The sequence below is a fragment of the Halorubrum alkaliphilum genome (genome assembly GCF_017873815.1).
GTDB classification, from domain to species: Archaea; Halobacteriota; Halobacteria; order Halobacteriales; family Haloferacaceae; genus Halorubrum; species Halorubrum alkaliphilum.
Map to the genome: position 1 here is coordinate 233,325 of NZ_JAGGKQ010000001.1, position 23,730 is coordinate 257,054.

26 protein-coding genes are annotated in these 23,730 nt (G+C 66.7%); 14 read left to right on the top strand and 12 right to left on the bottom strand.

What is annotated here, in order from left to right; genetic code table 11:
• Nucleotides 1-18: 18 nt before the first annotated feature.
• On the bottom strand, nucleotides 19-2,184 hold the full coding sequence (locus tag J2751_RS01125) for a thioredoxin domain-containing protein (protein ID WP_209482616.1): 2,166 nt from the start codon (nucleotides 2,182-2,184) through the stop codon (nucleotides 19-21).
• Nucleotides 2,185-2,378: 194 nt separating this feature from the next.
• On the opposite strand from J2751_RS01125, the gene purD reads away from it, so the two are divergent.
• Complete coding sequence (gene purD, locus J2751_RS01130; RefSeq protein WP_209482617.1) at nucleotides 2,379-3,662, top strand: phosphoribosylamine--glycine ligase; 1,284 nt, start codon at nucleotides 2,379-2,381, stop codon at nucleotides 3,660-3,662.
• 254 nt (nucleotides 3,663-3,916) lie between these two features.
• Nucleotides 3,917-4,513 carry an acyltransferase gene (locus J2751_RS01135; RefSeq protein ID WP_209482618.1) on the top strand — a complete coding sequence of 199 codons (597 nt, stop codon included), beginning with the start codon at nucleotides 3,917-3,919 and terminating at the stop codon, nucleotides 4,511-4,513.
• 9 nt (nucleotides 4,514-4,522) lie between these two features.
• On the opposite strand, the gene J2751_RS01140 is transcribed toward J2751_RS01135, so the two are convergent.
• Complete coding sequence (locus J2751_RS01140) at nucleotides 4,523-4,879, bottom strand: DUF5798 family protein (protein WP_209482619.1); 357 nt, start codon at nucleotides 4,877-4,879, stop codon at nucleotides 4,523-4,525.
• 105 nt (nucleotides 4,880-4,984) lie between these two features.
• Here J2751_RS01140 and surE point away from each other — a divergent pair, with 105 nt between their 5' ends.
• Nucleotides 4,985-5,824 (top strand): 5'/3'-nucleotidase SurE, encoded by an 840-nt coding sequence (surE, locus tag J2751_RS01145; RefSeq protein WP_209482620.1) that lies wholly within the window; start codon nucleotides 4,985-4,987, stop codon nucleotides 5,822-5,824.
• A 13-nt stretch (nucleotides 5,825-5,837) separates the two neighbouring features.
• Here surE and J2751_RS01150 read toward each other — a convergent pair whose 3' ends face one another.
• Nucleotides 5,838-6,482, bottom strand: coding sequence for a nucleotide exchange factor GrpE (locus J2751_RS01150; protein ID WP_209482621.1), 645 nt, complete (start codon nucleotides 6,480-6,482; stop codon nucleotides 5,838-5,840).
• A gap of 91 nt (nucleotides 6,483-6,573) precedes the next feature.
• Here J2751_RS01150 and menD point away from each other — a divergent pair, with 91 nt between their 5' ends.
• Both menD and J2751_RS01160 read left to right on the top strand, forming a co-directional pair.
• Entirely contained in the window at nucleotides 6,574-8,550 is a 1,977-nt protein-coding gene (menD, locus tag J2751_RS01155; RefSeq protein ID WP_209482622.1) for a 2-succinyl-5-enolpyruvyl-6-hydroxy-3-cyclohexene-1-carboxylic-acid synthase, read from the top strand.
• Nucleotides 8,547-8,957 carry a hypothetical protein gene (locus J2751_RS01160; protein ID WP_209482623.1) on the top strand — a complete coding sequence of 137 codons (411 nt, stop codon included), beginning with the start codon at nucleotides 8,547-8,549 and terminating at the stop codon, nucleotides 8,955-8,957. Before menD ends, J2751_RS01160 begins: the two co-directional genes overlap by 4 nt.
• 46 nt (nucleotides 8,958-9,003) lie before the next feature.
• Here the strand turns inward: J2751_RS01160 and J2751_RS01165 are convergent, their stop codons facing one another.
• Nucleotides 9,004-9,360 carry a BsuPI-related putative proteinase inhibitor gene (locus J2751_RS01165; RefSeq protein ID WP_209482624.1) on the bottom strand — a complete coding sequence of 119 codons (357 nt, stop codon included), beginning with the start codon at nucleotides 9,358-9,360 and terminating at the stop codon, nucleotides 9,004-9,006.
• Between the two features lie 82 nt (nucleotides 9,361-9,442).
• On the opposite strand from J2751_RS01165, the gene J2751_RS01170 reads away from it, so the two are divergent.
• A complete protein-coding gene (locus tag J2751_RS01170; protein ID WP_209482625.1) occupies nucleotides 9,443-10,312 on the top strand; it encodes a DUF2797 domain-containing protein in 870 nt (289 codons plus the stop codon).
• A gap of 485 nt (nucleotides 10,313-10,797) precedes the next feature.
• Here the strand turns inward: J2751_RS01170 and J2751_RS01175 are convergent, their stop codons facing one another.
• The 4 genes from J2751_RS01175 to J2751_RS01190 form a co-directional block, all read right to left on the bottom strand.
• Nucleotides 10,798-11,844, bottom strand: coding sequence for an ABC transporter permease (locus J2751_RS01175; protein WP_209482626.1), 1,047 nt, complete (start codon nucleotides 11,842-11,844; stop codon nucleotides 10,798-10,800).
• A complete protein-coding gene (locus J2751_RS01180; protein ID WP_209482627.1) occupies nucleotides 11,837-13,873 on the bottom strand; it encodes a PrsW family intramembrane metalloprotease in 2,037 nt (678 codons plus the stop codon). The genes J2751_RS01175 and J2751_RS01180 overlap by 8 nt, the downstream gene beginning before the upstream one ends.
• Nucleotides 13,870-14,859 carry an ABC transporter ATP-binding protein gene (locus J2751_RS01185; RefSeq protein ID WP_209482628.1) on the bottom strand — a complete coding sequence of 330 codons (990 nt, stop codon included), beginning with the start codon at nucleotides 14,857-14,859 and terminating at the stop codon, nucleotides 13,870-13,872. The genes J2751_RS01180 and J2751_RS01185 overlap by 4 nt, the downstream gene beginning before the upstream one ends.
• Before the next feature lie 136 nt (nucleotides 14,860-14,995).
• Nucleotides 14,996-16,060: a succinylglutamate desuccinylase/aspartoacylase family protein gene (locus J2751_RS01190; RefSeq protein WP_209482629.1), complete on the bottom strand. Its 1,065-nt coding sequence runs from the start codon at nucleotides 16,058-16,060 to the stop codon at nucleotides 14,996-14,998.
• Nucleotides 16,061-16,217: 157 nt separating this feature from the next.
• Between J2751_RS01190 and J2751_RS01195 the strand changes: the two genes are divergently transcribed.
• Nucleotides 16,218-17,087: a hypothetical protein gene (locus J2751_RS01195; RefSeq protein WP_209482630.1), complete on the top strand. Its 870-nt coding sequence runs from the start codon at nucleotides 16,218-16,220 to the stop codon at nucleotides 17,085-17,087.
• Between the two features lie 120 nt (nucleotides 17,088-17,207).
• On the opposite strand, the gene J2751_RS15680 is transcribed toward J2751_RS01195, so the two are convergent.
• A complete protein-coding gene (locus J2751_RS15680; RefSeq protein ID WP_280900817.1) occupies nucleotides 17,208-17,336 on the bottom strand; it encodes a hypothetical protein in 129 nt (42 codons plus the stop codon).
• A 122-nt stretch (nucleotides 17,337-17,458) separates the two neighbouring features.
• Here J2751_RS15680 and J2751_RS01200 point away from each other — a divergent pair, with 122 nt between their 5' ends.
• Nucleotides 17,459-17,902, top strand: coding sequence for an SRPBCC family protein (locus tag J2751_RS01200; RefSeq protein ID WP_321168522.1), 444 nt, complete (start codon nucleotides 17,459-17,461; stop codon nucleotides 17,900-17,902).
• A gap of 9 nt (nucleotides 17,903-17,911) precedes the next feature.
• Here J2751_RS01200 and J2751_RS01205 read toward each other — a convergent pair whose 3' ends face one another.
• Together J2751_RS01205 and J2751_RS01210 are read right to left on the bottom strand one after the other, a co-directional pair.
• Nucleotides 17,912-18,394: a VOC family protein gene (locus J2751_RS01205; RefSeq protein ID WP_209482650.1), complete on the bottom strand. Its 483-nt coding sequence runs from the start codon at nucleotides 18,392-18,394 to the stop codon at nucleotides 17,912-17,914.
• Between the two features lie 87 nt (nucleotides 18,395-18,481).
• Complete coding sequence (locus tag J2751_RS01210) at nucleotides 18,482-19,723, bottom strand: FAD/NAD(P)-binding protein (RefSeq protein ID WP_245202526.1); 1,242 nt, start codon at nucleotides 19,721-19,723, stop codon at nucleotides 18,482-18,484.
• Nucleotides 19,724-19,825: 102 nt separating this feature from the next.
• On the opposite strand from J2751_RS01210, the gene J2751_RS01215 reads away from it, so the two are divergent.
• The 4 genes from J2751_RS01215 to J2751_RS01225 are packed head-to-tail and all read left to right on the top strand — an operon-like array spanning nucleotide 19,826 to nucleotide 21,705.
• Nucleotides 19,826-21,100 (top strand): CobW family GTP-binding protein, encoded by a 1,275-nt coding sequence (locus J2751_RS01215; RefSeq protein WP_209482632.1) that lies wholly within the window; start codon nucleotides 19,826-19,828, stop codon nucleotides 21,098-21,100.
• Entirely contained in the window at nucleotides 21,063-21,302 is a 240-nt protein-coding gene (locus J2751_RS15915; RefSeq protein ID WP_449405235.1) for a DUF7511 domain-containing protein, read from the top strand. Before J2751_RS01215 ends, J2751_RS15915 begins: the two co-directional genes overlap by 38 nt.
• Nucleotides 21,206-21,553: a hypothetical protein gene (locus J2751_RS01220; RefSeq protein WP_209482633.1), complete on the top strand. Its 348-nt coding sequence runs from the start codon at nucleotides 21,206-21,208 to the stop codon at nucleotides 21,551-21,553. Before J2751_RS15915 ends, J2751_RS01220 begins: the two co-directional genes overlap by 97 nt.
• Nucleotides 21,550-21,705 carry a 30S ribosomal protein S14 gene (locus J2751_RS01225; protein ID WP_209482634.1) on the top strand — a complete coding sequence of 52 codons (156 nt, stop codon included), beginning with the start codon at nucleotides 21,550-21,552 and terminating at the stop codon, nucleotides 21,703-21,705. Before J2751_RS01220 ends, J2751_RS01225 begins: the two co-directional genes overlap by 4 nt.
• 29 nt (nucleotides 21,706-21,734) lie before the next feature.
• Here the strand turns inward: J2751_RS01225 and J2751_RS01230 are convergent, their stop codons facing one another.
• Nucleotides 21,735-22,184 carry a DoxX family protein gene (locus tag J2751_RS01230; protein ID WP_209482635.1) on the bottom strand — a complete coding sequence of 150 codons (450 nt, stop codon included), beginning with the start codon at nucleotides 22,182-22,184 and terminating at the stop codon, nucleotides 21,735-21,737.
• 69 nt (nucleotides 22,185-22,253) lie between these two features.
• On the opposite strand from J2751_RS01230, the gene J2751_RS01235 reads away from it, so the two are divergent.
• Both J2751_RS01235 and J2751_RS01240 read left to right on the top strand, forming a co-directional pair.
• Nucleotides 22,254-22,631, top strand: coding sequence for a winged helix-turn-helix transcriptional regulator (locus J2751_RS01235; protein ID WP_209482636.1), 378 nt, complete (start codon nucleotides 22,254-22,256; stop codon nucleotides 22,629-22,631).
• 78 nt (nucleotides 22,632-22,709) lie between these two features.
• Nucleotides 22,710-23,723 (top strand): acetamidase/formamidase family protein, encoded by a 1,014-nt coding sequence (locus J2751_RS01240; RefSeq protein WP_209482637.1) that lies wholly within the window; start codon nucleotides 22,710-22,712, stop codon nucleotides 23,721-23,723.
• Nucleotides 23,724-23,730: the final 7 nt, after the last annotated feature.

Consider the following 23,730-nt stretch of genomic DNA (forward strand, 5'->3'; position numbering starts at 1 on the left):
ATATAAGCGGCGTACCCCTCAGTTCCGGCCGTCGAGCCACGAGAGCGCGGCGTCGATATCCGTCCGCGGCGGCGAGCAGGTGAACCCCTCACAGACGTAGACGGTCGGCGCGTCGTCCTCGGCGTCCCGCCCCTTCCAGATCGGTGGGGCCTCGGGGAGATCCAATCGATCGAGCCACTCGTCGAGTCCCGCCGCGGTCGGGGGGCGAAGGGCGATCACCGAACCGGGGAGATACCGTTCCGCGAGCGTCGAGGCCCACTCGTCCGGAACGGCCTCCGCCGCGATGGTGATTTCGACGCTCCCCGACTCGAGCCGCTCGGCGGCTCGCACCAGCGACACGTGTTCGAGCGGACCCGATCGGATGCGGTCACTATGGGTCCGCACCACCGACTCCGCGACCGACTGGAACCGGTCGTCGATCCGGAACCCGTCGAGGATCGCGAGCGTGTCGGCCGCAACACCGAGGCTGGACGGGGTCGATCGGTCGGCAAACTCCTGTGGACGCGCGAACAGGGTTCCGTTGGCGTCGGCCGATTCCGCTCCGGGCTCCCGAGTGAAGTAGATCGTTCCGGCGTCCGCATCGTAGAACTCCGAAACCAATCCGTCGGCCAACTCTAGGGCGAACGCCAACGCCTCGACGTCGCCCGTGGCGGCGTACACGTCGAACGCGCCGCGCGCGAGGAACGCGTAGTCGTCGAGGTAGCCCGGGCCGGCGACGTCGCCGTCGATCCACCGCCTGTCCAGCCGTCCCGTTTCCGGATCGTACAGCCGCTCCCGACAGAACTCGAGCGCGTCGACGGCGAGGTCGGCGTACGTCTCGCCGAGAACCGGTCCGGCGGCCGCGAACGCGGATATCGCCCGGCCGTTCCACGCTGCCAGTACCTTCTCGTCGCGGGGCGGTCGAGAGCGGTCCTCACGAGCGTCGAACAGGGCGACCCGCGCCTCTGCCAGCCTCTCCTCGATGTCCTCGATCGAGAACCCGTGTTCCTCCGCGATCGAGGCGACGTCGGCGGCGAGCGTCGGTATCGTCGTCCCGCGTTCGAAGTTTCCGCCGGACCGGATCCCGTACCGCGCTCGCGCCATCGACGCCGCGGGCTCGTCGAGGACGGCGTCCACCTCCTCGGGCGTCCACGCGTAGAACGCGCCCTCGACGCGTTCGTCGGGGTCGTCGCCGCCGCGCCCGCTGGGCTGTCGGCTCCGCGCGTCGAGGGTGCTGAAGAACCCCCCCTCTGGGTGGCGGAGCTCCCGTTCGAGGAACGTCAGCGACTCGGACGCGGTTCGAGCGTAGCGCGGATCACCGGTGAGCCGAAACCCGTCGAGGTAGACCATCGGAAGCTCGGCGTTGTCGTACAGCATCTTCTCGAAGTGCGGGATCGTCCATGAGCGATCGACCGCGTATCGGTGGAATCCGCCACCGATCTGGTCGTACATTCCACCGGACGCCATTCCGTCCAGCGTACGCGTCGCCGCATCGAGGAGGTCTCCGCGGCCGCTTCGAGCGGCCGCTCGCAACAGCAGATCGACTCGTCCCGGCATCGGGAACTTCGGGCCGCTCGTCCCGAACCCGCCGTGTTCTCCGTCCGTGCTCCGCATCGCGGCCGCGGCCGCCTCGTCGAGGAGCCCCGGCTCCGGGGACTCCGATGAGGGCCCCGGAGTCGACTCCAACTCGTCGCGCGCGCTCGTCGCCCACTGTTCGGCGCGGTTCTCCATCTCCGCGCGCTGTTCCGGATCTCTCCACGAATCGGCGATCCGTCGACAGAGCCCCGGGAAGGAGGGTCGGTTTCCGCGCGACTCCGGCGGGAAGTACGTCCCCACGTAGAACGGTTTTCCGTCCGGGGTACACCACGCCGAGAGGGGCCACCCCCCGCCGCCGGTGACCAGTTGTGAGACTGTCATGAAGGTGCTGTCGACGTCGGGACGCTCCTCGCGGTCGACTTTCACCGGGACGAACGACTCGTTGAGCAGTGTCGCCGTCTCCTCGTCGGCGAAACTCTCCTCTGCCATCACATGACACCAGTGACACGACGAGTAGCCGATGGAGACGAACACGGGCACGTCGTGTTCGCGCGCCAACTCGAACGCCTCCTCGCCCCACGGCTGCCAATTGACCGGGTTGTCGGCGTGTTGTTGTAGGTACGGACTCGGCTCGTCGTCGAGCCGGTTCCGTTCCGTCGGCTGTGACATGGCCTCCGTTCGCCTGCGGGCCGGAAAAACCCCGCTACACGGGACGGCGATATCGGCCGATGCGACGACGCAACGAGACTCCGGAAGCGGCCGCGGGCCGAGCGACCGGGGTGTTTAAATATGATCCATAGAGCTGGATCAATTGCCCGGGTGAGAGGGTAAGGTTTACACTGGTATGCGGGAATCCGTCGCTCATGACGGAGACCGTACTCCTCGTCGGCGGCGGCGGACGCGAACATGCCATCGCCCGCGCGATCGCCGACGACTGTGTCCTGTACGCCTGCGCGAGCAACCGAAACCCCGGGATCCGACGACTCGCCGACGGGTTCGAGACGGTCGACGAGACGGACGCCGACGGGATCGTCGCGTTCGCAACCGATATCGGCGCGGACCTGGCGGTCATCGGGCCCGAATCAGCGCTGGAGGCCGGCGTCGCCGACGCGCTCGACGATGCGGGCGTGTACGCCTTCGGCCCGCGCTCCGACGAGGCACGGCTGGAGACGGACAAGGCGTACCAGCGCCGGTTCATGCGCGAGGCCGACGTTCCCGGCTGTCCCGATTTCGAGGTGTTCGACGACATGGCGGCCGCCTGCGCGTACATCGACGAGTACGACGGCGACCTCGCGGTGAAACCCGTGGGCCTCACCGGCGGCAAGGGCGTGAAGGTGATCGGTGACCAGGTCACGAGCGAGGAGGCGAAGGCGTACCTGCGGAACTCGGAGTACGATCGGGTCGTCCTCGAGGAGCGATTGGTCGGCGAGGAGTTCACGATCCAGGCGTTCGTCGCCGGCGGCGAGTTCCGGGCGACGCCCGCCGTTCAGGACCACAAGCGAGCCTACGAGGGCGACGAGGGACCGAACACCGGCGGGATGGGGTCATACTCCGACACGGGGCCGTCGCTCCCGTTCATGGAGTCGGGCGACTACGACGCCGCACTCGACGTGCTCGACGCGGTCGTCGACGCGCTCCCGGAGTACAAGGGGGTTCTCTACGGCCAGTTCATGCTCACGGCGGACGGGCCGAAGGTCGTCGAGTTCAACGCCCGGTTCGGCGATCCCGAGGCGATGAACACGCTGCCGGTTCTGGAGACGCCGTTCCTCGACGTGCTGGTCGCCGCGCGGAACGGCGAGTCGCTGCCCGAACTCACGTTCTCCGGCGAGGCGACGGTGTGTAAGTACGCGGTTCCGGAGGGATATCCCACGGATCCGGACTCGGGGGCGCGGATCGCCGTCGACGAGGAGAGCGTCGGCGACGCGCTTCTCTACTACGCGAGCGTCGACGAGCGCGAGGGCGGACTATATACGACGACGTCGCGCTCGTTCGCGGTCGTCGGCCGCGGCGACTCCATCGCCGCCGCGGAGGCGCAGGCGGACGCGGCGCTGTCGGCCGCCGGCGACCGCGTTCGGATCCGCCATGACATCGGGAAGCCGGATCTGCTCGATCGACGAGTCGAACACATGGACAAGATCCGTAACTGAGCGGGACCGAAACATCGCCCTGACGCGCGAGGTATGGCTCGCGGTATGAGTGGCGCGAACAGCGAACAGGCGGTCCGCTCCCTCCTCACGGCGGTGGACCGCACACCCGCCTCGGCCGACCGTGAGCTCTCGTCGCTCGCAACGGTGGTGGGCGCGGGTTGCGATTTGAACCACGGGGCCGCAACCGAGATCCGATCGGTTCCACGTCAACGACGGTGAGCGGCACTTATAGTCCACCACGTCAACTATCCGCCGTGAGCGACGAGGGAACCGGCGGCGACGGGCGAAAACGGGATCGACGCGATCGACTGGAGCGACACCACACCGGCGGGGTTCGGAACTCGCTGTGGTCGTGGCCCGACGCGAAGTCGCCGCTCGCGGTCGTCCGAAACTACGTGGCGATCTCGCTGGCGCGCGTGAGTCCGAGCCTCCGACTCAAGAACTGGCTGCTCTCGCGGATCGGCGTGACCGTCGGATCGGGGGTTTCGTGGGGGCTCGAATCGACGCCCGACGTGTTCTGGCCCGAACGGATCACTGTCGGCAGCGACGCGATCATCGGGTACGACGCCACCCTGTTGTGCCACGAGTTCCTCCAGGACGAGTACCGGCTCGGCGACATCGTTATCGAGGACCGGGCGATGGTCGGGGCGGGAGCGATCGTCCTTCCGGGCGTCACGGTCGGCGAGGAGGCACGAGTCGCCGCCAACTCACTCGTCGTCGAGGACGTCCCGCCGCGGACGACCGTCGCCGGCGTGCCCGCCGAGGTCGTCTCGCGGGCGGACGCCGCCGAGAATGACATCGACGACGATGTCGAAAGCGACGCCACGGGCGACGCATCCGCCCCGGAGTAGGCGCTCCGATCAGCTCTCGGATGTGGCGTCGTCCGCGGACGCGGATCCGTCGTCTTCGGGAGCGGTTTCGTCCGCGTCGTCGTCGCTCTCGTCACCGTCGCTCTCGTCGGCTTCGCCCTCTGCTTCCGTAATGTGCGCCTCGGTGCTGACGCTGTCGAGATCGACGCCGACCTCCTCGGCGACCGCGTCCATGACGGCCCGCTGTTCGGCCATCTCGTTTTCGAGCGCTTGGACGCGGTCGGCGGTGTCCGTCACCGTTTCCTGTGTCTCCTTGACCTCTTCGAGGAGCTCGTTCATCTTCTGGTACGTCCGTTCCGCCTTGTCCGCGAGCTGCTGGATGCGTTTTGCCGTGTCGCCGAATCCCATACAGCCACCGTCGTCCCGACCCTACCTGTGCCTTTCCGTTCGCGTCGAGGATCTGCGAAGTTGTCTCGACGACGGACTTTTGCCCGGACCCGGCAAGGACGATACATGAGTGTCGACCGGATCCTGTTGACGAACGACGACGGCATCGACGCCGTGGGGTTGCGAGCGATGTACGACGCCCTCTCGGCGGAGTACGAGGTCGTAACGGTCGCGCCGACCGGCGACCGCTCCTCGATCGGACGCGCCCTCTCCGACGAGGTCGACGTGGCGAGTCACGAACTTGGATATGCGGTTGACGGGACTCCCGTCGACTGCGTCGTCGCCGGACTGGACGAGCTCGTCCCCGACGCTGACTGTGTCGTCGCCGGCTGTAACAAGGGTGCGAACCTCGGATCGTACGTTCTCGGCCGGTCAGGGACGGTCTCCGCGGCCGTGGAGGCCGCCTTCTTCGACGTTCCCGCGGTCGCAGCGTCGATGTACGTGCCCGGGGATCACCCCGGTTGGCGACAGCGGGAACTACGGCCGGAGCGATTCGACAACGCCGTGCTCGCGACACGGTACCTCGTCAACGCTGCGTTCGACGCGGACGTGTTCGAGACCGCGGACTACCTGAACGTGAACGCGCCGATGGCGGACGACGGCGAGACGGGGGCTGGCGCTCCGATGCGAGCCACGACGCCGTCCGACTGGTACGGGATGACCGCCGATCACCGGGAGGGTGACGAAGCGCCGGACGGGAGCCGCCGGATCGGGTTCGACGATCCGATCTGGGGTCGCATGACGCCCGAAGCAGTTCCGGACGAGGTGGGAACCGACCGGCGGGCAGTCGTCGACGGGGAAGTGTCCGTCTCGCCGCTGACGGTCCCGCACGGCACGGACGAGAACGGGACTCTCGGCGAGCTCGTTGAGCGATACGACGGAAACGGCAGGATACCCGGAAGGTGATGGGAAGGGACCGCTACTCGTCGCCCGCGCTGACGGTGACTTGTGCCTCGGTGATGACGCGGTCACCCATCTCGTAGCCGGGTTCGTACACCTCGTGGACGGTTCCCTCGGGTTGGTCGCTCTCGACTCGAAGCATCACTTGGTGGCGCGCCGGGTCGACCTCGCTTCCGGGGTCGGGATCGATCGGATCGACGCCCTCGTCGGCGAGCACCTCGTCGAACTTCTCCAGCGTCGACTCCACGCCCGGTCGGAGGTCGCTTCCTGCCTCCTGATCGAGGGCTCTGAGGAGGTCGTTCCTGACGGGGGCGATCCGCTCGACGAGAGCCTCGGAGGCGCGCTCGCGGATCTCGTCGCGCTTGCGCTTGGCGCGTTCCTTGTAGTTGCTGAAGTCGGCTCGGACTCGTGCGAGCTTGCTTGTCAGTTCGTCGACTTCCTCGCGTCGCTCGTCGAGCTCCGTCTCCAATTCCGCCACCTCGTCGGCGAGCTCCGCGTCGTAGTCTGCCACGCGGTCGGCGAGGTCGGAGGGCTCCGCGGTCGTGTTCTCATCTTCGCTGGATTCGGTCGCCTCGGCCGCGTCGGCGGCACCCGCCGCGTCAGTGGTCTCCACCGCGTCGTCCGACTCCGGAGTCTCGACCTCGACGGCGTCGTCGTCGCTCATGTCCGATCGAAGTCCGCCGGCGCGTATAAGCGTTGTAGAACGCGGTCGCGAGTTGCCGGGTTACTTATTCCGCCCGACCGTACCGCCGGCAATGACTGCGCCGAACCGGAACACGCTGTGGGCGCGGGCGATGATCGACGAGCTCGTCGCCGCGGGTGTCGACGCCGTCGTCGTCTCGCCGGGCAGCCGCTCCACGCCGCTGACGATGGCCGCCACGCGCCACGACGACCTCCACGTCTTCTCGGTGCTGGACGAGCGCTCGGCCGCCTACTTCGCGCTGGGGCGGGCTCGACGAACCGGGCAGGTGACACCGCTGATCTGTACCTCGGGAACCGCCGCCACCAACTACCACCCGGCGGTGATGGAGGCGAGCAACGCGCGCGTCCCCCTGCTCGCGCTCACTGCCGACCGACCGCCGGAGCTCCGCGACTCCGGCGCGAACCAGACCGCGGATCAGGAGAAGCTGTACGGCGACGCCGTCCAGCTTTATAAAGACCTCCCCGAGCCGGCCGCCGCCGAGCGACCCCTTCGGTCGGTCCGGACGACCGTCGCTCGCGCGGTTGCGACCGCCGAGGGCGCGGACGCCGGCCCGGTCCATCTCAACGTCCCGTTCGCGAAGCCGCTGGAGCCGACGCCGGTTCCCGGAGACGTTCCGGACGACCTCGATCCGACCGCGGCGCACGGGCGTGACGGCCCGTACGTCGACGTCGCTCCCGGGAGTCCGGAGCCGGACGACGACGCGCTTCGCGAGCTGGCTGGCGAGCTCTCCGCCGATCGGGGGCTGATCGTCGCCGGACCGGCGGATCCGCCCGGACTCGACCCGGAAGGCGTGACCGCGCTCGCACACGCTACGGGCTACCCGATCCTAGCGGACCCGCTTTCCGGAGTTCGGTACGGCGGCCACACCCGCGTCGCGCCCGTGATCGGTGCGTACGACGCCTACCTGTCGGCCGACCTCGCCGGGGGCGGCTCCGACGACGACTCGACAGAGACGGGCGCAGTGGACGGACGGGCCGACGCCGGCGAGGCGTGGCTCGATCCCGAAGTCGTCCTCCGGCTCGGCGCGTCACCGACCTCGAAACCGCTCCGGGAGTACCTCGCCGCGACGGGAGCCGACCAGTACGTCGTCGATCCGACGGGTCGCTGGCGCGAGGCCGAGTTCGCCGCCACGGATCTCGTCGTCGCCGAGCCGAGCCGGCTGTGTGCGCGGCTCTCGCGGCTCGTTCCGGGCAGCGGCGGCGACTCGGCGTGGCGCAAGCAGTGGGAGACCGCGGACCGGACCGCCGAGGCGGTCCACGGGCGCACGACCGACTCGCCCGGGAACCACGGGGCAACGGATCCGGAGCCAGTCGGCGTCCACGAGGGCGATGTCCTCCGGGTCGTCGCCGACGCGATCCCAGACCCGTCGACGCTGTTCGTCTCGAACTCCATGCCGGTTCGGGACCTCGACCGGTTCGTCCCGCCGTCGACGACGAACGTCACCGCCATCGGCAACCGGGGCGTCTCCGGGATCGACGGGATCGTTTCGAGCGCGCTCGGCGCGGGATCGGCGACGACCGACGCCCTTACCCTCGTCGTGGGGGACTTGGCCCTCTATCACGACACGAACGGGCTCCTGGCGCTCGACCGCTGTGACGTCGACGCCACGATAGTTCTGATCAACAACGACGGCGGCGGAATCTTTCACGCGCTGCCGATCGAGTCGTTCGAGCCCCCGTTCACGGAGGCGTTCAAGACGCCACACGGAATCGAATTCGAACCGATGGCGGAACTTCACGGACTCGACTACGCGCGGGTCGACGCCCGGCCGGGTGGCAGCGATGATGCCCGACACGAAGGGGGGGTCGACGCCCTCGAAGGGAGAGATGTCGCCCTCGAAGCCTTCGAGGAGGCATACACGCGGGCACAGGAGTCCGAGGGCTCACACCTCATCGAGGTGCGAACCGACGGCGAGTCGAGCCATCGGATCCGCGAGCGACTCCAGTCGAGAGTCGAGAGTGCCGTTCGCGACGTGGACACGAGAGACGCCGCGGAGCGGGAGTCCGCAGATCCGGGGGTGGAGGAATGAAACGCGGCTGGTTCGCGGTTCTCGGCGGGGGACTGCTCGTCGTGTTCGGAGCGACGACGGCGCTGTTCGGGACCGGGTTCTGGTCCGCCCCGCTCCGTGCGGTACAGGGCCTGCTCCTCCTCGGCGGCGGTCTCGCGCTCGTTCGAGGGGGTCGCGGCGAGAAACGATACGATCTCGAACCGATCCGACTGATCGGAGTTGGGATACTCGCGCTCGGCGGTATCGCGCTTCTCAACGGAGTCGGTACCCTGATCGGCGGGATCCCGGCTGAGACGGCCGAGTTGGGTGCCGCGGTCGGCGCGGCGGTCAGCGGCTTCGCACTGGCGTTCATCGGCGGTGGGCTCTATCGGGGCGGGGACGCTATCGAGATCGAACTCAGCGACGACCCGATCCTGAGCGACCGGTGAGCGCGTCGGCAGTCCGGCTCCAGCGGTCGGCGAGACGGGTCCGACCTCACTCCACGGTGACCGTCGTGCGTGCGGTCGCGTCGTGTTCCTCAGCGGCGAGCTCGCCGACGACCCGATAGGACCCGGTCGGTGGGTCGGACCACGTTCCCTGGTACGTCGCCGACTCGCCGGGCGCGAGCGTCTCGCTTCCGAGCACCTGCGTGAACATTCGGCCCTCAGCGTGCTGCCAAACCTGACCGCCGGTGTCCGCGTCGTGTGCGATAAAATCCGCCCGCTGGCCCGTGCGGAACCGGAGCGTCAGGGGATCGACTCCCTCGTTGCTGACGGTAAGCGAGAGCTGAACCGCGGACGTGTCGTCGTCCGCGTCGCTATCGGCCGTCGCCGAGAGCGTGGTTGAAAGCATACGTCGACGCTCGTGCGTCGAGTAAATAAACGCTGGTGGCGAACGACGAACCTTATTATTCGCCGGCTCGTCCCTGTCAAGCGTGCAGGTCGTGGGATACGACGCTGGTGGAGCCACCGTCGACAGCAAAGCTCCCGTCGACAGCGATAGCACCCGCGACGGCGACGACGGTGGCACCCGCGACGGCGACGACGGTGGCACCCGTGCCGACGACGCGGAACGATCCGGGAGGTTCTACGTCGCGAGCGGCGGCGAGGTCGACTACCTCGACGCGAGTCCGGGGACGCGGCTCTCGTTCGGACTCGGCGACCGCCGGTGTGCCGGGACGATCCACGACGACGGTCACGTCGCCTGTGAGCGCCCGGACACGCCGTACTGTGACGCACACGCCTCTGTCTGGGTGTGTGCGCGGTGTACCGGGACGTGTCTCAAAGACGAGATGGACTGCCACGAGGCGCACGCGATGTACCTCGCGGCGTTCGCGCCCGACACGTTCAAGGTGGGCGTCACCCGCCTGTGGCGGCTCGAAACCCGGCTTAGCGAGCAAGGAGCGGATCGTGCGGCACACGTCCGGACGTTCCCTGACGGCCGGGTCGCCCGCGAGGTCGAGGCCGAACTCGCGCGCGGCGACGACCTCGTCGATCGCGTCCGGGTGCCGACGAAGCTCGCGGGGTTCGGAAGAGCGGTCGACGCCGAGGAGTGGGAGGCGCTGCTCGACCGGTTCGACCCGATCGAGCGGTTCGAGTTGGAGTACGGCCTCGATCTCTCCGAACGACCCGTCACGGAGACGATGGCGGCGGGGACCGTCCGCGGATGGAAGGGGCGGGTGCTGGTGCTCGACCGCAACGGGTCCACCTACGCGGTCGACGCGCGGGAACTGGTCGGCTACGAGTTGACCGAGGACGTCCCCGAGCGCGACCTCCAGTCGAGTCTGGGCGCGTTCGGCGGGTAGCTGGTGGCGTACGGACCCGATGACAACGCCGATACCGCCGAGGCGCACATCGATCGTTTATAAAGAACTCGTTGATGATGCGGGCCCCTGACCGATAGCGGGAGTGGAAACCAATGCGGTGTGATGGTCTTTTATAAGTGAGCGAGCGGTGTTGCTGGTGGCTGTTTATAAGTGGTTGAGGGTGCGGAGTTCGGCGTCAAACGCGAGGCGGTCAGTGATAAGTGACCGATCGTGGATCAACGGTGAACACCTCCAAAGCCCCGGTCGTCGCTCCAGCGGAGGGCATCGACTCCGGCGGAGGTCACCGGCACCGGCGAGCATTCTCCGGCAGCCGGCGCTACGCGCCGGCGACGCCACCGCATCGTTCATTTATAAATGAGCGTCGCGGCCGCTCACGTTCTTTTTAAATGCGATCACGTCGCTGCCAACCTGAGTGATCCACTCCAATACAAATGCCGTCGGGCGATCGCTTCACGCGTCTGCGCTTACCCGCTGATCCCATTCTCCGTCACGAACCGTCGGACGCCCAGATACGCCACCGCGGCGAGGAGGGCGTAGACGGCGACGGTGATCGTCGTCGCGAGATCCGCGCTGTCGATCGCGAGGCGCGCGACCGCGTTCGTGGGGCCGCCAGCCATCGCCGTCGCGCCGCCGAACAGGACGAGCACGGCGATCGAGTAGAGGAACTGCGCCGCCCGTCTGTCGGGAGCGACCGCGGCGATCCCGGCGGCGACCGCGACCACGAGCGTCGTCAGCGCGGTCATTAACGCGAGGATCGTTCCCACGTTGGCTACGGAAGTGCCGTTCGCCTCCAACAGCAGCAACCACAACAGTGCCTGTCCGGGCGCGATCGCGACTGCCGCGAGCGCTTTCCCGTCGAGAATCTCGCCGATCGTCACGGGCGCGACCCGGAGCAGCTCAAGGGTTCCCTCGTCTATCTCCTCGGTGATCGAGTCGACGACGAGCGACCCGGAGATGAAGACGGGCAGGAACACCAACACGGGGATCAGTATCGTGTACGTGAACGTGAAGTAGGGGCTCGTTCCCGTCCGGTCGGGAAGCGGGAGCGGCTGTTCGCTCAGCCAACTGCTCCGCGACTCGCGTTCGGTCCGCTCGTAGGTCCGCAGCAGGTCCCGGAGCTGGACGACGATCACCGTCGTCTCGACGGTCGCGTCGGGAGCGGTCACGCTCGCCGTGATCCCGCCCCGATCGTCGCGGGTGGCGACCACGACCGCGTCGGCAGCGTTGCGATCGAATGCCGCACGGGCATCGCTCGCGCTCTCGTAGCGAGTGACGGACGCGCCGGTCACCTCGTCTGCGGCGCGTTCGAGGTCCGCGACCGCGTCGCCCGCGCCGGCGACCTCCACTTCCGCGCCGTCAAGCGCCCCCGGGTCGTACATCGAGACGAGCCCGACCACGAGAAACGACGAGAACGCGGCGATGAACAGCTGGATACCGATCGCCAGCAGGATCGTTTTCTCCGCGCGCAGCCCGGCGAGTTCGCGTTTCGCAACCGTCAGTCGACTATCCATGGATCCCTAACACCCCGAAGTTGTATGCCGCGTGGAGCAGCGTCGCCAACGCGAGCGCCACGGCGTAGTACGTCCGGTTCCGACTCGCGCCGACCGCCGTGAGCGCCGTCGTGACCCCGTGGACGACGAGCGGTGCGAAAAAGAGCGCCGCGAGGACGAGGGGGGAGAGCCCGGCGACGCCCGCGACCGACCCGAAGGCAGCGCGTCCGACGTACAGCTCCGTGAGCCCGACCGCCTGAACGACCGCGGTGGCCTTCTCGGCGAGGAAGAAGCCGATCCCGGAGGCGAGTCCGACCGCGAGCGCGACCCGGTCGGTGCGGGCGAAGACCTCGCGCTCGAACCCGGCGTAGAGGTGGAGGCTCTTTGCGACCTCCTCGATGAACGCGATGGTCACGAGCAACACGGGGATAGAGACGGTCACCGGGAGCGCGAACAACACCGCGACCGCGAGCAACTCCGCGACGAACACGAAGGGGATCGTACACGCGGTCAGGAACGCGACCGCGGCCAGTCCCCGGATCCGGTCCGGGAGACGCGCCGCGAGACCGGGGGGTCGACGGACCCCCTCGCCGACCGCGTACAGCCGGACTGCGAGGGCGTCGAGGAACTTCCGAGAGACGGGTTTCTGAGTGAACAGGTCCTCCTCGCGGTAGACGCCGAGGCCGAGTCCGAACAGGAGGACGGCAGCGATTGCGGTCGGGCCGGTCGAGAAAAGGAACTCGCCGAGCGAGACGGCCTCACCTTGGAGGTCAAACACGACGAGCGTGAGCGGCGATATCAGCGCGACCGGCGTGACGTTCGTGAATATCGCCGGGACGAACGCGTAGGAGGTGAGGAGCACGCTCACCGCGACCGTGACGAACGTGAGTTCCTTGAACGACCGCGCGAACACCGCTCCCACGAACGTCGCCGCGAGGAACGCGGCCGCGACGGGGAGTATCGCCAACACGGACACAGGACCGCCCCCGACGACGACCGCGATCAGGGCGGTCACCGCGACCGCGACCGCGACGTACGGGAGGGTCTTGCCCGCGACGATGTCAACCGGCGAGAGCGGCGTGACGAGAAGGGGCTCACCGCGGCGCTTCGTCCGCTCCGAGAGAACCGAGGAGCCGTACGCCTGTACGAGGAAGTTCATCGGGACGAGGAAGACGAAGGCCAGCACGAGCGAGGCGAACGGGAACGGCGGCGTGATGGATCCGGGAGAGCCGACCGTTCCGGCCCCGAACGCCTCGCCGCCGATCGAGGGGACCGCGAACCCGCCGTCGTCCTCGTCCTCTCCATCCGCGCCGCCATCGCTAGCGAGACCGGACTCCTCGCCGTCGGCGTCCGCACTCGTGTCGTCCACGTCGCCGCCGAGACTGGCGTCCTCGTCGTCACCGGCCCCCTCGTCCCGGTCGTCGACACCGTCCCCACTCGTCGGCTCGTCCATACTACCATCGCTCGTCGGCTCGTCGACACCGTCGACATCGCCCTCTCCGGTGCCGCGGTCCCCGGTCGGATCGTCGCCAACGGTCGGATCGTCGCCAACGGTCGGATCGTCGCCGGACGGCCCGGACGGGCTCGCGTACTGGAGCGTGACGGTGAGCGGGAATGCGGCCGTCCGGTTCAATTCGGCGTACATCAGTCGCTCGTTGTGGGCCTCGACTGCCTCGCGGAACTCGGCTGCGGCGGCTTCGCCCTTCGACGTGTCGGTCGCGCGGACAACGACGCCTTCCATCGCGCCGCGGTCGTGAACGACGAGGTCCGCGTTCGTGCCGAGCGTCGCGCGTTCGGCCGGGACGAGCGTCAGGGCGGGCTCCCCCTCGACCGCGTCCGCGTACGACGAGTCGGCATCGACGCCCACTCGGTAGACGTCGCGGTCGACGTCGAGTCCGACCACGCCGGCCGCGACGCCCGCACCGACGACGGTCCCGGCGATCGCCAGCAGCGCAACCGCAGCGAGGACGGTCCGACGGTCGACGCCCCCCGACGCGCGCGACGCCTCCCAGCGGGCCACCCGGAGGACCCGCTTCAGCCGAGTTCTCACTCCCTCCCCTCCGGTCGGTCCGTCGATGTCGCGTCGTCGCTCTCGTCCATGCGGTCGCCGGCGCGCCGACCCGGCATCGGACGGCCGACGAGTTCGAGGAAGACGTCCTCGAGGCTGGGTTCGCGGGTTCTGATGTCGACGACCGCGCCGCCCGCGGTGGCCGCGGCCCCCCGCACTGTCTCGACCGCGTCTATCGTCGGAACCGCGGTGCGGAACCGGTCGCCGACCGCCTCGACGGTCGCGTCCGGAAGCGATCCGTCGTGGTCGTTGCGGATCGCTTCGAGGTCGGGCGAGATGTCCGTGTACACGTGATACGTCGTTTCGCCGTGTCGCTCTCGGATCCCGTCGACGGTGCCGCGGGCGACGATCCGTCCCTCGTTCATGATGACCACCCGATCACAGACGGATTCGACGTGATACAGGTTGTGCGCGGAGAACACGACGGTCTTCCCGGCTGCGCGAAGCTCGCGAGTGAACTCCAACACCGAGTTCGTCGTCACCGGGTCGAGCCCGGAGGCCGGCTCGTCGTACACGAGGACGTCGGGGTCGTTGACCAGCGATCGCGCGATCGCGACCTTCCGTTTCATTCCCTTCGAGACGTCACCGAGCCGCCGGTCGCGGTGATCGAGCTCCAGCCGATCGAGCGCGTCCTCGATCCGCTCGTTCGCGACCGGTCGCGGGACATCGTAGAGGTCGGCAAAGAAGCGGAGATAGGAGGTCGCGGTCATCTCCTCGTATAACGGGGACTCCTCGGGGAGGAACCCCAGATGGTGTCGCATTGCCGGTTCAGTCGAGTCGTAGCCGGCGACGCGTGCCTCGCCCGCGGTCGGCTCGACGAGCCCGGCGAGTATCTTCAGGGTCGTCGTCTTGCCCGCGCCGTTCGGCCCGACGATACCGAACACCTCCCCCTCACCGACGCTGAAATCGCTGTCGACGACGGCCGCAAAGTCGCCGTACGTCTTCCGGAGGCCCGCGACCTCGATCATGTCGGCGGCTCCGTCGTGGCGTCGGTTAAACCCACCCCCGCGGCTATCAGCGGCGAGAACGGGGTACGATCCCGTCTCGACTCACTCGTCACCCGACTCACTCGTCACACGATTCACTCGTCACCCGACTCACTCGTCAGTCGTCGGCCCACGCGTCGCCGTGTGCGCGGTACCCGTCGAACTCCCCGCGCTCGATCTCGCGTGTGATCTCCGCTTTCGTCTCGCGGTCGAGTTCGAGAAGGTGACACAGCGGGTGGCCCGGCGCGGCAACCGGATTCTCGAGCGCCCCGAGTATCAGCCCGTCGAAGGGGGCCTCGACGACGCGCTCCTCGGTTTTGAAGTGGTTCGTCACCGTACAGATCGCGTCGCCCTCGTACACCAGCGGATACGGCCCCCACTCCATCTCGACGAGTCCGCCGGCGTCGGCCCGGAGCCACCGCTTCGTGGTGTCCGCCGCGGTCGATTTATACCACCCGGGCCAGTGGACCGGCTCGTCGGGGAGCAGTCCGTACTCGGCGAAGACGCTTTCGACCCCCTCAAGAGCCTTCTCGATGAGCACCGGCTGGAACCGGTGGGCACGACCCATCTCGACGGTGACCGTCGGGATGCCGTCGGCCGTCGCGACCGACCGGAGCGACCCGGCGTCGCCGGTGCCGTAGAGAACAACGTTGGTCGCGAACGCGCGGGCGAGTCGCTCGACGCCCGGTGCTTCCAAGTCGGCGCGGGCGTGGTAGATGGTCGTCCGGTTTCGTGTCGAGGTATGAAAATCGAGTCCGAGGTCACACTGAGCGACGAACCGCCGGTAGATCACGTTCGCCATGCGCTCGGTCGTGTTCGAACCGGCCCGCCCCGGAAACGACCGGTTCATGTCCTGATCGTAGATCGGGGTGTATCGCTGTTGTGCTTCGTAGGCCGGGACGTTACACACGTGGAGACAGACGATCGTTCCGTGGAGTCCCTCGGGATCGTATCGATCCGCGACCTCCTGTACTACCTTGACCCCGTTGAGCTCGTCGCCGTGGATCCCCGCACTGAGGAAGACGGTGGGACCGCCGTGCTCCCCGTTGATCACGGTGATTGGGACCTCGATTGGGTCGCCGAGGTAGCTCTCGCCGACCTCATACCGGACGTGTCGTTTCTCCCCCGGATCGACCGACGCATCGTACTGGAACGGCTCTGACGGTGCGGGTTCGGTGTTCATGACTCTCGGTTGCGTGCGATCCGCAAAAACGCTCCGCAGGAACGGCACTCCGCGAGGGGGCATCCCACCGGAACGGGATCTCACCGAAACGGTCCTCGCAGTCGGTCCTCCCCGTCTCGTCGACAGGCTTACAGCGGTGGTGATCGATCCCGAAGTCATGAGAAGGGGTCGGGACGGAGACGAAACGGAGCGGAGCGGCGAGTCGTCGTCCGGATCGAGCCTCGATGACCGACCCGGTTCCGCGGCGTTCGATGTCACTCACGAGGAGCTCCGAGTGACCTTCGATTACCAAGTGGGTCGGCTTCAAGAGATCGACACGAAGGCGATCGAGATCCTGAAAGCGAACCTGCTTCTCATCGGGCTCGTCGTCACCGGCGGGTCGATACTCGTCCAGACCGACCTGGAGATCGCGGCGTTTATCAATCCGTTCACGGTCGTAGGCGGGCTGTTGTTGTTGGCATCGACGGGTCTCGCTGCCGTGACGTACACCGCCTCCGACATCCGCGGGGGGCTCGACGCGGACGCGATCGAGGCCATCGTGTCCCCCCCGTCTCGGTCCATCGGCGAGGAGAGAACCGATCACGGCGACAACGACATCGTCGACCATGACGCCGTCGACCTCAACGAACGGTTGCTGCGGAGCTACGCGGAGTGGATCGAGTACAACGCCCGCGTCACCGCTGTCAACGACCTCCTCGCGACGGTGACGGTCGTTTCCGTGTTCGTCGCGTTCGTCTACGTGATCGCCGGCGTCGCCGTGGGGGGAGCCGGGCTCACGACGATAGTGATGTGGTTGACGTTTCTCGCCCTCAGCGCCGCCATGTTCGGCTTCTCGTACGTCGTCGTCCACATGGACCACGTCGACGCCGCACCCGACCGATCGCCGGGGACCTTCGAGGGAGTCCGGATCTCGAAGGGCGGGAGCCGCCGTCGGGGGACGACCTCGCTCCGACGGATGATCGACCCCCGTCCGTCCGAAGAGGACTTGGAAACCGAGGATCACGGCGACGAGAACGAGTCGGACTGAGTACGGATCGGACTGAGGTCGAAACGGATCGGGATAACAGGGAGCGCTCGGGGATACCCGCATCTCACCGGTATATAAATGATCGAGTAGAAAACGTGTGCCCGTTAAAAAGCGGCGTCGTTACTCCTCTTCCTCCTCTTCCTCGACGTCCGGGTGTCGTCCGCCTCGTTCCCAGACGGCGTCCGCTGAGGTGTCGTTCGGTGCGGTGTGCGAGACGTCTTTCATGGTATCGCGATCGGAGTCAGTCATCTTGTAACCCGCTACTATGGACCCATATATTAACGCTTCGTGGGAAGAGATAATGACACCTAATATCATATAAGGAAGTATTAATACACTGCTTATAGGTGGCGAACTCGAACGGACGGACCGTGACTCACCGCGTTGACGGAAGCCGAGCCGGGAACGCCCGGAGATCGACCGTGACCCGCGAGGGGTGTTCGTTGCTCGTCGCCCGTGAGGTCCGTACGTCACCGGAGAGCGCGATCGAAGCCCTCCGAGACACCCGAACGTGGAGCGAGTGGAGCCCCTCGATCGGGAGCGTCGAGAGCGACGACCGCTTCGTCCGGGAGGGAACCCGCGGTCGCGTCCGCGTCGCCGGCGCGTGGATCCCCTTCGAGGTCACCGCCTTTTCAGGGCGGCAGTGGCGCTGGCGCGTCGCCGGGATCCCGGCCACAGGTCACCGTGTCGAGGCGTACGCAGACGATTCGGAGCGGTGTCGGGTCGCGATCGAGGTCCCGATCGTCGCCGCCGGCTACGTGCCGGTTTGCCGGCGGGCGCTCGACCGGTTCGCAACGCTCGTCGAGGACGAGTGACCGGACCGGTCAGTTCTCGTAGCCCGCCTCGAACGGGTCGATGAGTTCGCTCCCCGGCTCCGCCTCGTCCTGGGTGAACCCGGGACCCTGCGTCGCCAACTCGAAGACGAGGCCGTCCGGATCGCTGAAGTAGATGCTTTTGAAGTACGTCCGGTCTTTTATTTCGGAGACGTTGACGTCGCGGTCGCGGAGATACGTCTGCCACTCGCGGAGCGTCTCCTCGTCGGCGACGCCGAACGCGAAATGGTGGCTCGCGCCGGGACCGGGCGCACCCTGTGAGTTCGGGTACTCGAAGTAGGTGACGGTTGTCCCCGGTTCGCCGCTCGGCGTCGACGAGAAGTAGTAGTGTGGCGTCCCCGGATCGTCGTAGTTCTGCGTCCGCTTGACCGTGTGCCAGCCGAGCGTCTCCTCATAAAAGGAGACGGTCGCCTCCATGTCGGTACAGATGTTCGTGACGTGGTGGAGTCCGGTCGTTGGCGGCGGGTCGCTCATTTCAGTCATGGGTTGTGTACACGTGGCTCTTACCGTCCATGCTAAAAGGAATTGCCTGTAATCTGCCGTCTCGCACGCTGGTCTCCGTCACTCGGCACGAACTGGAGTGTTTGTCGGCTCCACTCGGCGGGCTTCGACAGCACGCGTTATTCGATCAGCGGCGCGCTTGGCCCCGGGGATGTTCGGCGCATACGGGCCGACCACGCCGAGCGCCAGCGCACCGGAGACGTACAGCGGGAGAGCCGCACCATCGGTCGTTTCCCACGCCAGCGTCTCGTCGATGAGCATCGGAAGCCCACGATACCCGCGTGCGAGATCCAGATCCGCAGCCAGCCGGTCGGTGAACGGCTGCTGAAAAGCCGGCTCGAACCCGGTCGCACAGACGACACGGTCACCCTTCAACACCTCTCCGTCCTGAAGCCGGAGTGCGACACCGCCTTCGGTCGTGGTCGCAGTCTCGATGTCACCTTCGAGCAGCCGAAGCCGCCCGTCGCCAATCTGCGCGTCGAGCGGCTCGTATAAGTACGGCGGCACCGTCGCTGAGTGTCCGGCATCGCGGACGGCATCGAGCCGCGCCTTCGAGGCCCGCGGATATTGGTGGAGCTCTCGTTCGATATGGTTCCAGTTGAGCCACGGCGGATCCGCCTCCGAGACCTCCCACTCCAGTGGGTGACGACTCACCATCGTCACCGACTCCCGCTCGCTCAGGACACACGCGAGTTGGACGGCAGTGATCCCCCCACCGACGACGATGGTTCGGGTGGCGTCCGCTTCGGGGTCGAAGTCGCCCCAGACGTGGTCGATGCCGTCGACGCCTCGTGCCCAGTCGGGAACGCGGTTCCGTCCCCCGTGACCGATGGCGAGCACACAGGCGGCAGTGTCCATCCGACCGGTGGACGTTTCGAGCTGGAGCTCACCGTTGGTTCCCCTCTCAATGCGCTCGACCCGGGCCTGCCTGTGGAGCGAATCGAGTCCGTTTGAGTCGATGAACCGGTCGGCGTGATCCAGAAACAGGTCCAATGAGGGCCGGTCGGGATAGTCGACGGTCGGCCTGAGCTCGTCCTCGCGTCCGGTGGCTTCCGCGAACGATTCGAGGCTGAACGGCTCCGTGCCGACGTGCTGGACGTACGTCGAGCGAAGCGCGTCCATCCCGATCGCGTTCGCTTTCCGGCGGAAGGAACTCAACAGTCGGTCGTTTGGATCGACGACAGCGACCGCGTGGCGGTCAACTCCGGCGTCTTCGATCAGTCGTCCTGCGAGATGTGTTCCATGGATACCGCCTCCGAGTATCACACAGTCGAATCCGCCATTTGGGTGGTTCTCGTTCATGCGAATGGGCACGGTCGTGTTCGAACGGAGCAGTGAAAAGTTAATAAATCTATTGTTCAAGATAACAAGAACTATTTACGAGAAGATTATCGTTAGTAACACATGGAACGTGAGACGACGCCCGTCACGGTGCTATCGGGAACGCTCGGTGCCGGCAAAACGACCACGCTCAATCACCTGTTGTCCGAGAGCGGCGACCGCGACCTCGCCGTCCTCGTCAACGACATGGGCGAAGTGAACGTCGACGCCGAACTCGTCGCCGAGTCCTCCGACATCTCGGCCGACGAGGAGGAGCTGATCGAACTCGACGACGGCTGTATCTGCTGTGAGCTCCGTGGTGACCTCTTGGACGCCATCGGGAACCTCACCAGAGAGCGGGAGTTCGACGCGATCATCGTGGAGTCAACCGGCGTCGCCGAACCGCTACCGGTCGCACAGACGCTGACACTCGGATTCGACCAGTCGGATCTCGATCCAACCGAGTTCTACGAGGAGACCGGAATCGAGCCGCTCGATGCGTGTCACATGGACACCGCAGTCACCGTCGTGGACGCCCACCAGTTCCACTCGGCGATGAACTCCACCGAACTGTTGGACGACGACGGCACGGAGAAACCCCTCGCCGACCTTCTCGTTGAACAGGTCGAGTTCTGTGACGTGTTGTTGCTCAACAAATGTGATCTCGTCGACGAAGCGACGCTGGCTGAGATCGAGTCGGTCCTCGAAACCCTCCAGCCTCGCGCGGAGATCCTCCGGACGACGCATGGCCGCGTCGAAGGCGACGACGTCGTCGACACCGGTCGGTTCGACTTCGAGGAGGCCAGCCGGTCTCGGGGCTGGATGCGGGAGCTACAGGACCCCCACGAGTCGGCGGAGGAAGAACACGGCGTGACCTCATTTGTCTTCGAGGCGCGTCGCCCGTTCCATCCGGAGCGGTTCGCCACGCTTCTCGACGAGTTTCCGGAGTCGGTCGTCCGCTCGAAGGGACACTTCTGGCTGGCCGGCCGCGAGACCGAAGCGATCATGCTCAACGTCGCAGGACGGTCCGTCAGAGTTGCTCCGGCTGGGCCGTGGGTCGCTGCGCTTCCGCCGGAGGAACGTCGAGAGCGACGCGAGGCGATCCCGGAACTCGACGAGAGCTGGGACGAGGAATGGGGTGATCGCGGCACCCAACTCGTGTTGATCGGCACCGAGATGGACCACGACGCGCTCCGCGAGCGACTCGACGACTGTGTGCTCACGGACCGGGAGATGGCGGCTGACTGGTCAGCGTTCGACGACCGGTTTCCGACGTTCGAGCCGCCAGCCGAAGACGACGCGGGGGCCGACACGACGACTGATGCCGACGAAGGGGAGGAGATCGGTCTTGCGGACTGAGTCGCCACCCGACTCGGGAGACGCTCGCGGGGAGCGGCAGCCGACCGACGAGACGGATTGGCAGTGTAATACAGTCGTCGAACAGCGAGACGACCAGCCGGATCAGTGTACGATCTACTCGACCGCGTCGGCGGACCCGGTGGCGACGACGTGGATCTCCGCGTCGGCGGGATCGTACTGTTCCGTGGAGGCGTGCCGATGACGGGGCCGTTCCAGCGGGCAGTCAAGGGTAACGTCGAACACGGACGCCGCGAAGAGGCGATCGCCACGCTCGCGGCGGACGGCCGGATCAGAGACCTTGCGGTGCTCGTCCGCACCCGAGGGCTTCCCGGTGGCCTGCGACGCCGAGCAATCGACGGGTTGGGTCGGTGTGGTGCCGAGGAGGCGCTCGATGACATCGCCACCGACAGTACGGTTCCGGACGAACTCAGACGAACGGCGGAGCGGCGATGACCGACGCGACCGACGATCAAAACGGATCGGAGCGCCGGGTTTGCCGTGTTAGCGGCCGCGAGCAGGGACTAGTCGGGAAGTACGACATCTATCTCAGTCGGCAGGCCTTCCGGGAGATGGCCCGCGACATGGGGTTCGAAAAGTACGACTGATCGGCGCGGGTGCGGCTAGTCGGGGCGGCTTAAAACAGGCCGATCCCGAGACCGTACGGCCACGCGGTGCCGCCCACGGCGAGCAGCGCGATGGCAGCGCCGGCACCGTAGAGGTTCTTGAGGAAGCTGGTCATCTCGGACTGTTTGTCCTCGGGGTCGTCGATCGACCAGAAGTCGTGCATCGTCACGGCGGAGACCAGCAGGAAGACGGCGAGCCCCCCAGCAGCGATCACGGGGTACGCGCCGACAACGATCCCGATCCCGCCGAGCACGAGGAGAACGCCGGATGCGACCACGGAGAATCGCGGTGCGGGAAGTCCTTTAAATTCGGCGTAGCCGGCCATCGTGTCGAGATCCATGAAGTGGTTCAGTCCCATGAAGGCGAGTACGCCCCCGAACAGCAGCCGACCGAGAAGGAACAGTTCGCCGGCGAACGGGGTATCGAGCTGTAACGGTAACGCAGCAACTTCTGCTAACATTGTGTAATCACGTATACGAACGGAACCTATATATCGCTTCCCGGACAATAGAGTAAGTAGGTAACACCGATGTCATCACAGGACTTCGCCGACGCGGAGGGATCGACGGGCACGGACGAGACGGCCGAAACGCTCTCCGAGACGCCGTGTCCGGTGATCGACTCGCTCGAACAGATCGGCTCGCGGTGGCGGCTCGTCGTCCTTTACGAGCTTCAGAACGGCGAGCACAGGTTCAACGAGCTCAAGCGCGAGACCGACGCCAACGCGCGAACCCTCTCGCGCGTGCTCGATGATCTCCAGGACTCCGGCTTCGTCGCGCGTCGAATGGAGGAGGACGCCCCCGTCGCAACGTACTACAGCCTCACCGATAAGGGCGAGTCGCTCGCGCCCGTCTTCGCGGAGATCGACGAGTGGGCCAACGAGTGGCTTGCCGAGTGTGAGGCGTAGCCACGCTGGACGCCTTCCGTCCGCCGGTGGAGCGGCGACGCCGGGTACGTTTTAGTCACTCCCCACCCATCTGTCGGTATGCCACGAGAGACGGTCTCGTATCGCGACGGTCACGTCTACGAGTTCGCGCCGGAGATGGAATCGGTGTACACGGCCGCTGATGGGGAATCACTCACGATCGAGACGATCGACAGTCTGAACGGAGCCATCCGGACCGAAAGCGATCGACTCGACGAGATCCCGGAGGAGGTGAACGCGGCCACGGGACCGATCGCCGTCGAGGGGGCGACTCCCGGTGACGTGCTGGCAGTCGACATCGAGGACATCCGCGTCAACGAGGACCGCGGCCGGGTCGTGACCGCACCCGGCTTCGGCCTGCTCAAGGACCGCGACGACATCGAGCACCCGGCGACGCGGATCACCGAGGTCGACGGTGCGGGCGGGAGCGGCGATGCGGGCGGAGAGGATGGCGGCGACTCGGTCGCGGGAACCGTCTCTTTCGAGGGGATCGACCTGCCGATCGATCCCGTGATCGGAACTATCGGCGTCGCGACGGCGACGGAGCCGATCACGACGTTGACGCCGGACGACCACGGTGGTAACCTCGACACGACGGACATGACGACGGGGACGACCGCCTACTTCCCGGTCTTTCAGGACGGGGCGATGCTCGCGATGGGGGACTCGAAGGCCGTCATGGCGGACGGCGAGATGTGTGGAACCGGCGCGGAGATCGGGACGGACATCGACGTCACGCTCCGCGTCGTCGAGGAGCCCGCGGTCTCGATCGACCGGCCGCTCGTCGACACGGGTGACGCGATCAAGACGATCGCGAGCGCGGAGACGATGGAGGCGGCAGTCGAGCGCGCAAACGCGGACCTGTTACCTCTGTTGACGCACGAACACGGCTTCTCGACGACCGAGGCGTACCTGTTCTCCAGCCTCGTCGGTGGTCTGGAGATCAGCATCTTTCGAGGCGGAGCCCCCGGCCTCAACGAGCAAGAGCTTCCGACCGGTCGGAAGCGCGAAGCGAGTAGGCCGGGGAGGAAGCCGACATGGCCGGAAACAAGTAACTTGATTGCTACTGTCTGACTTGCCA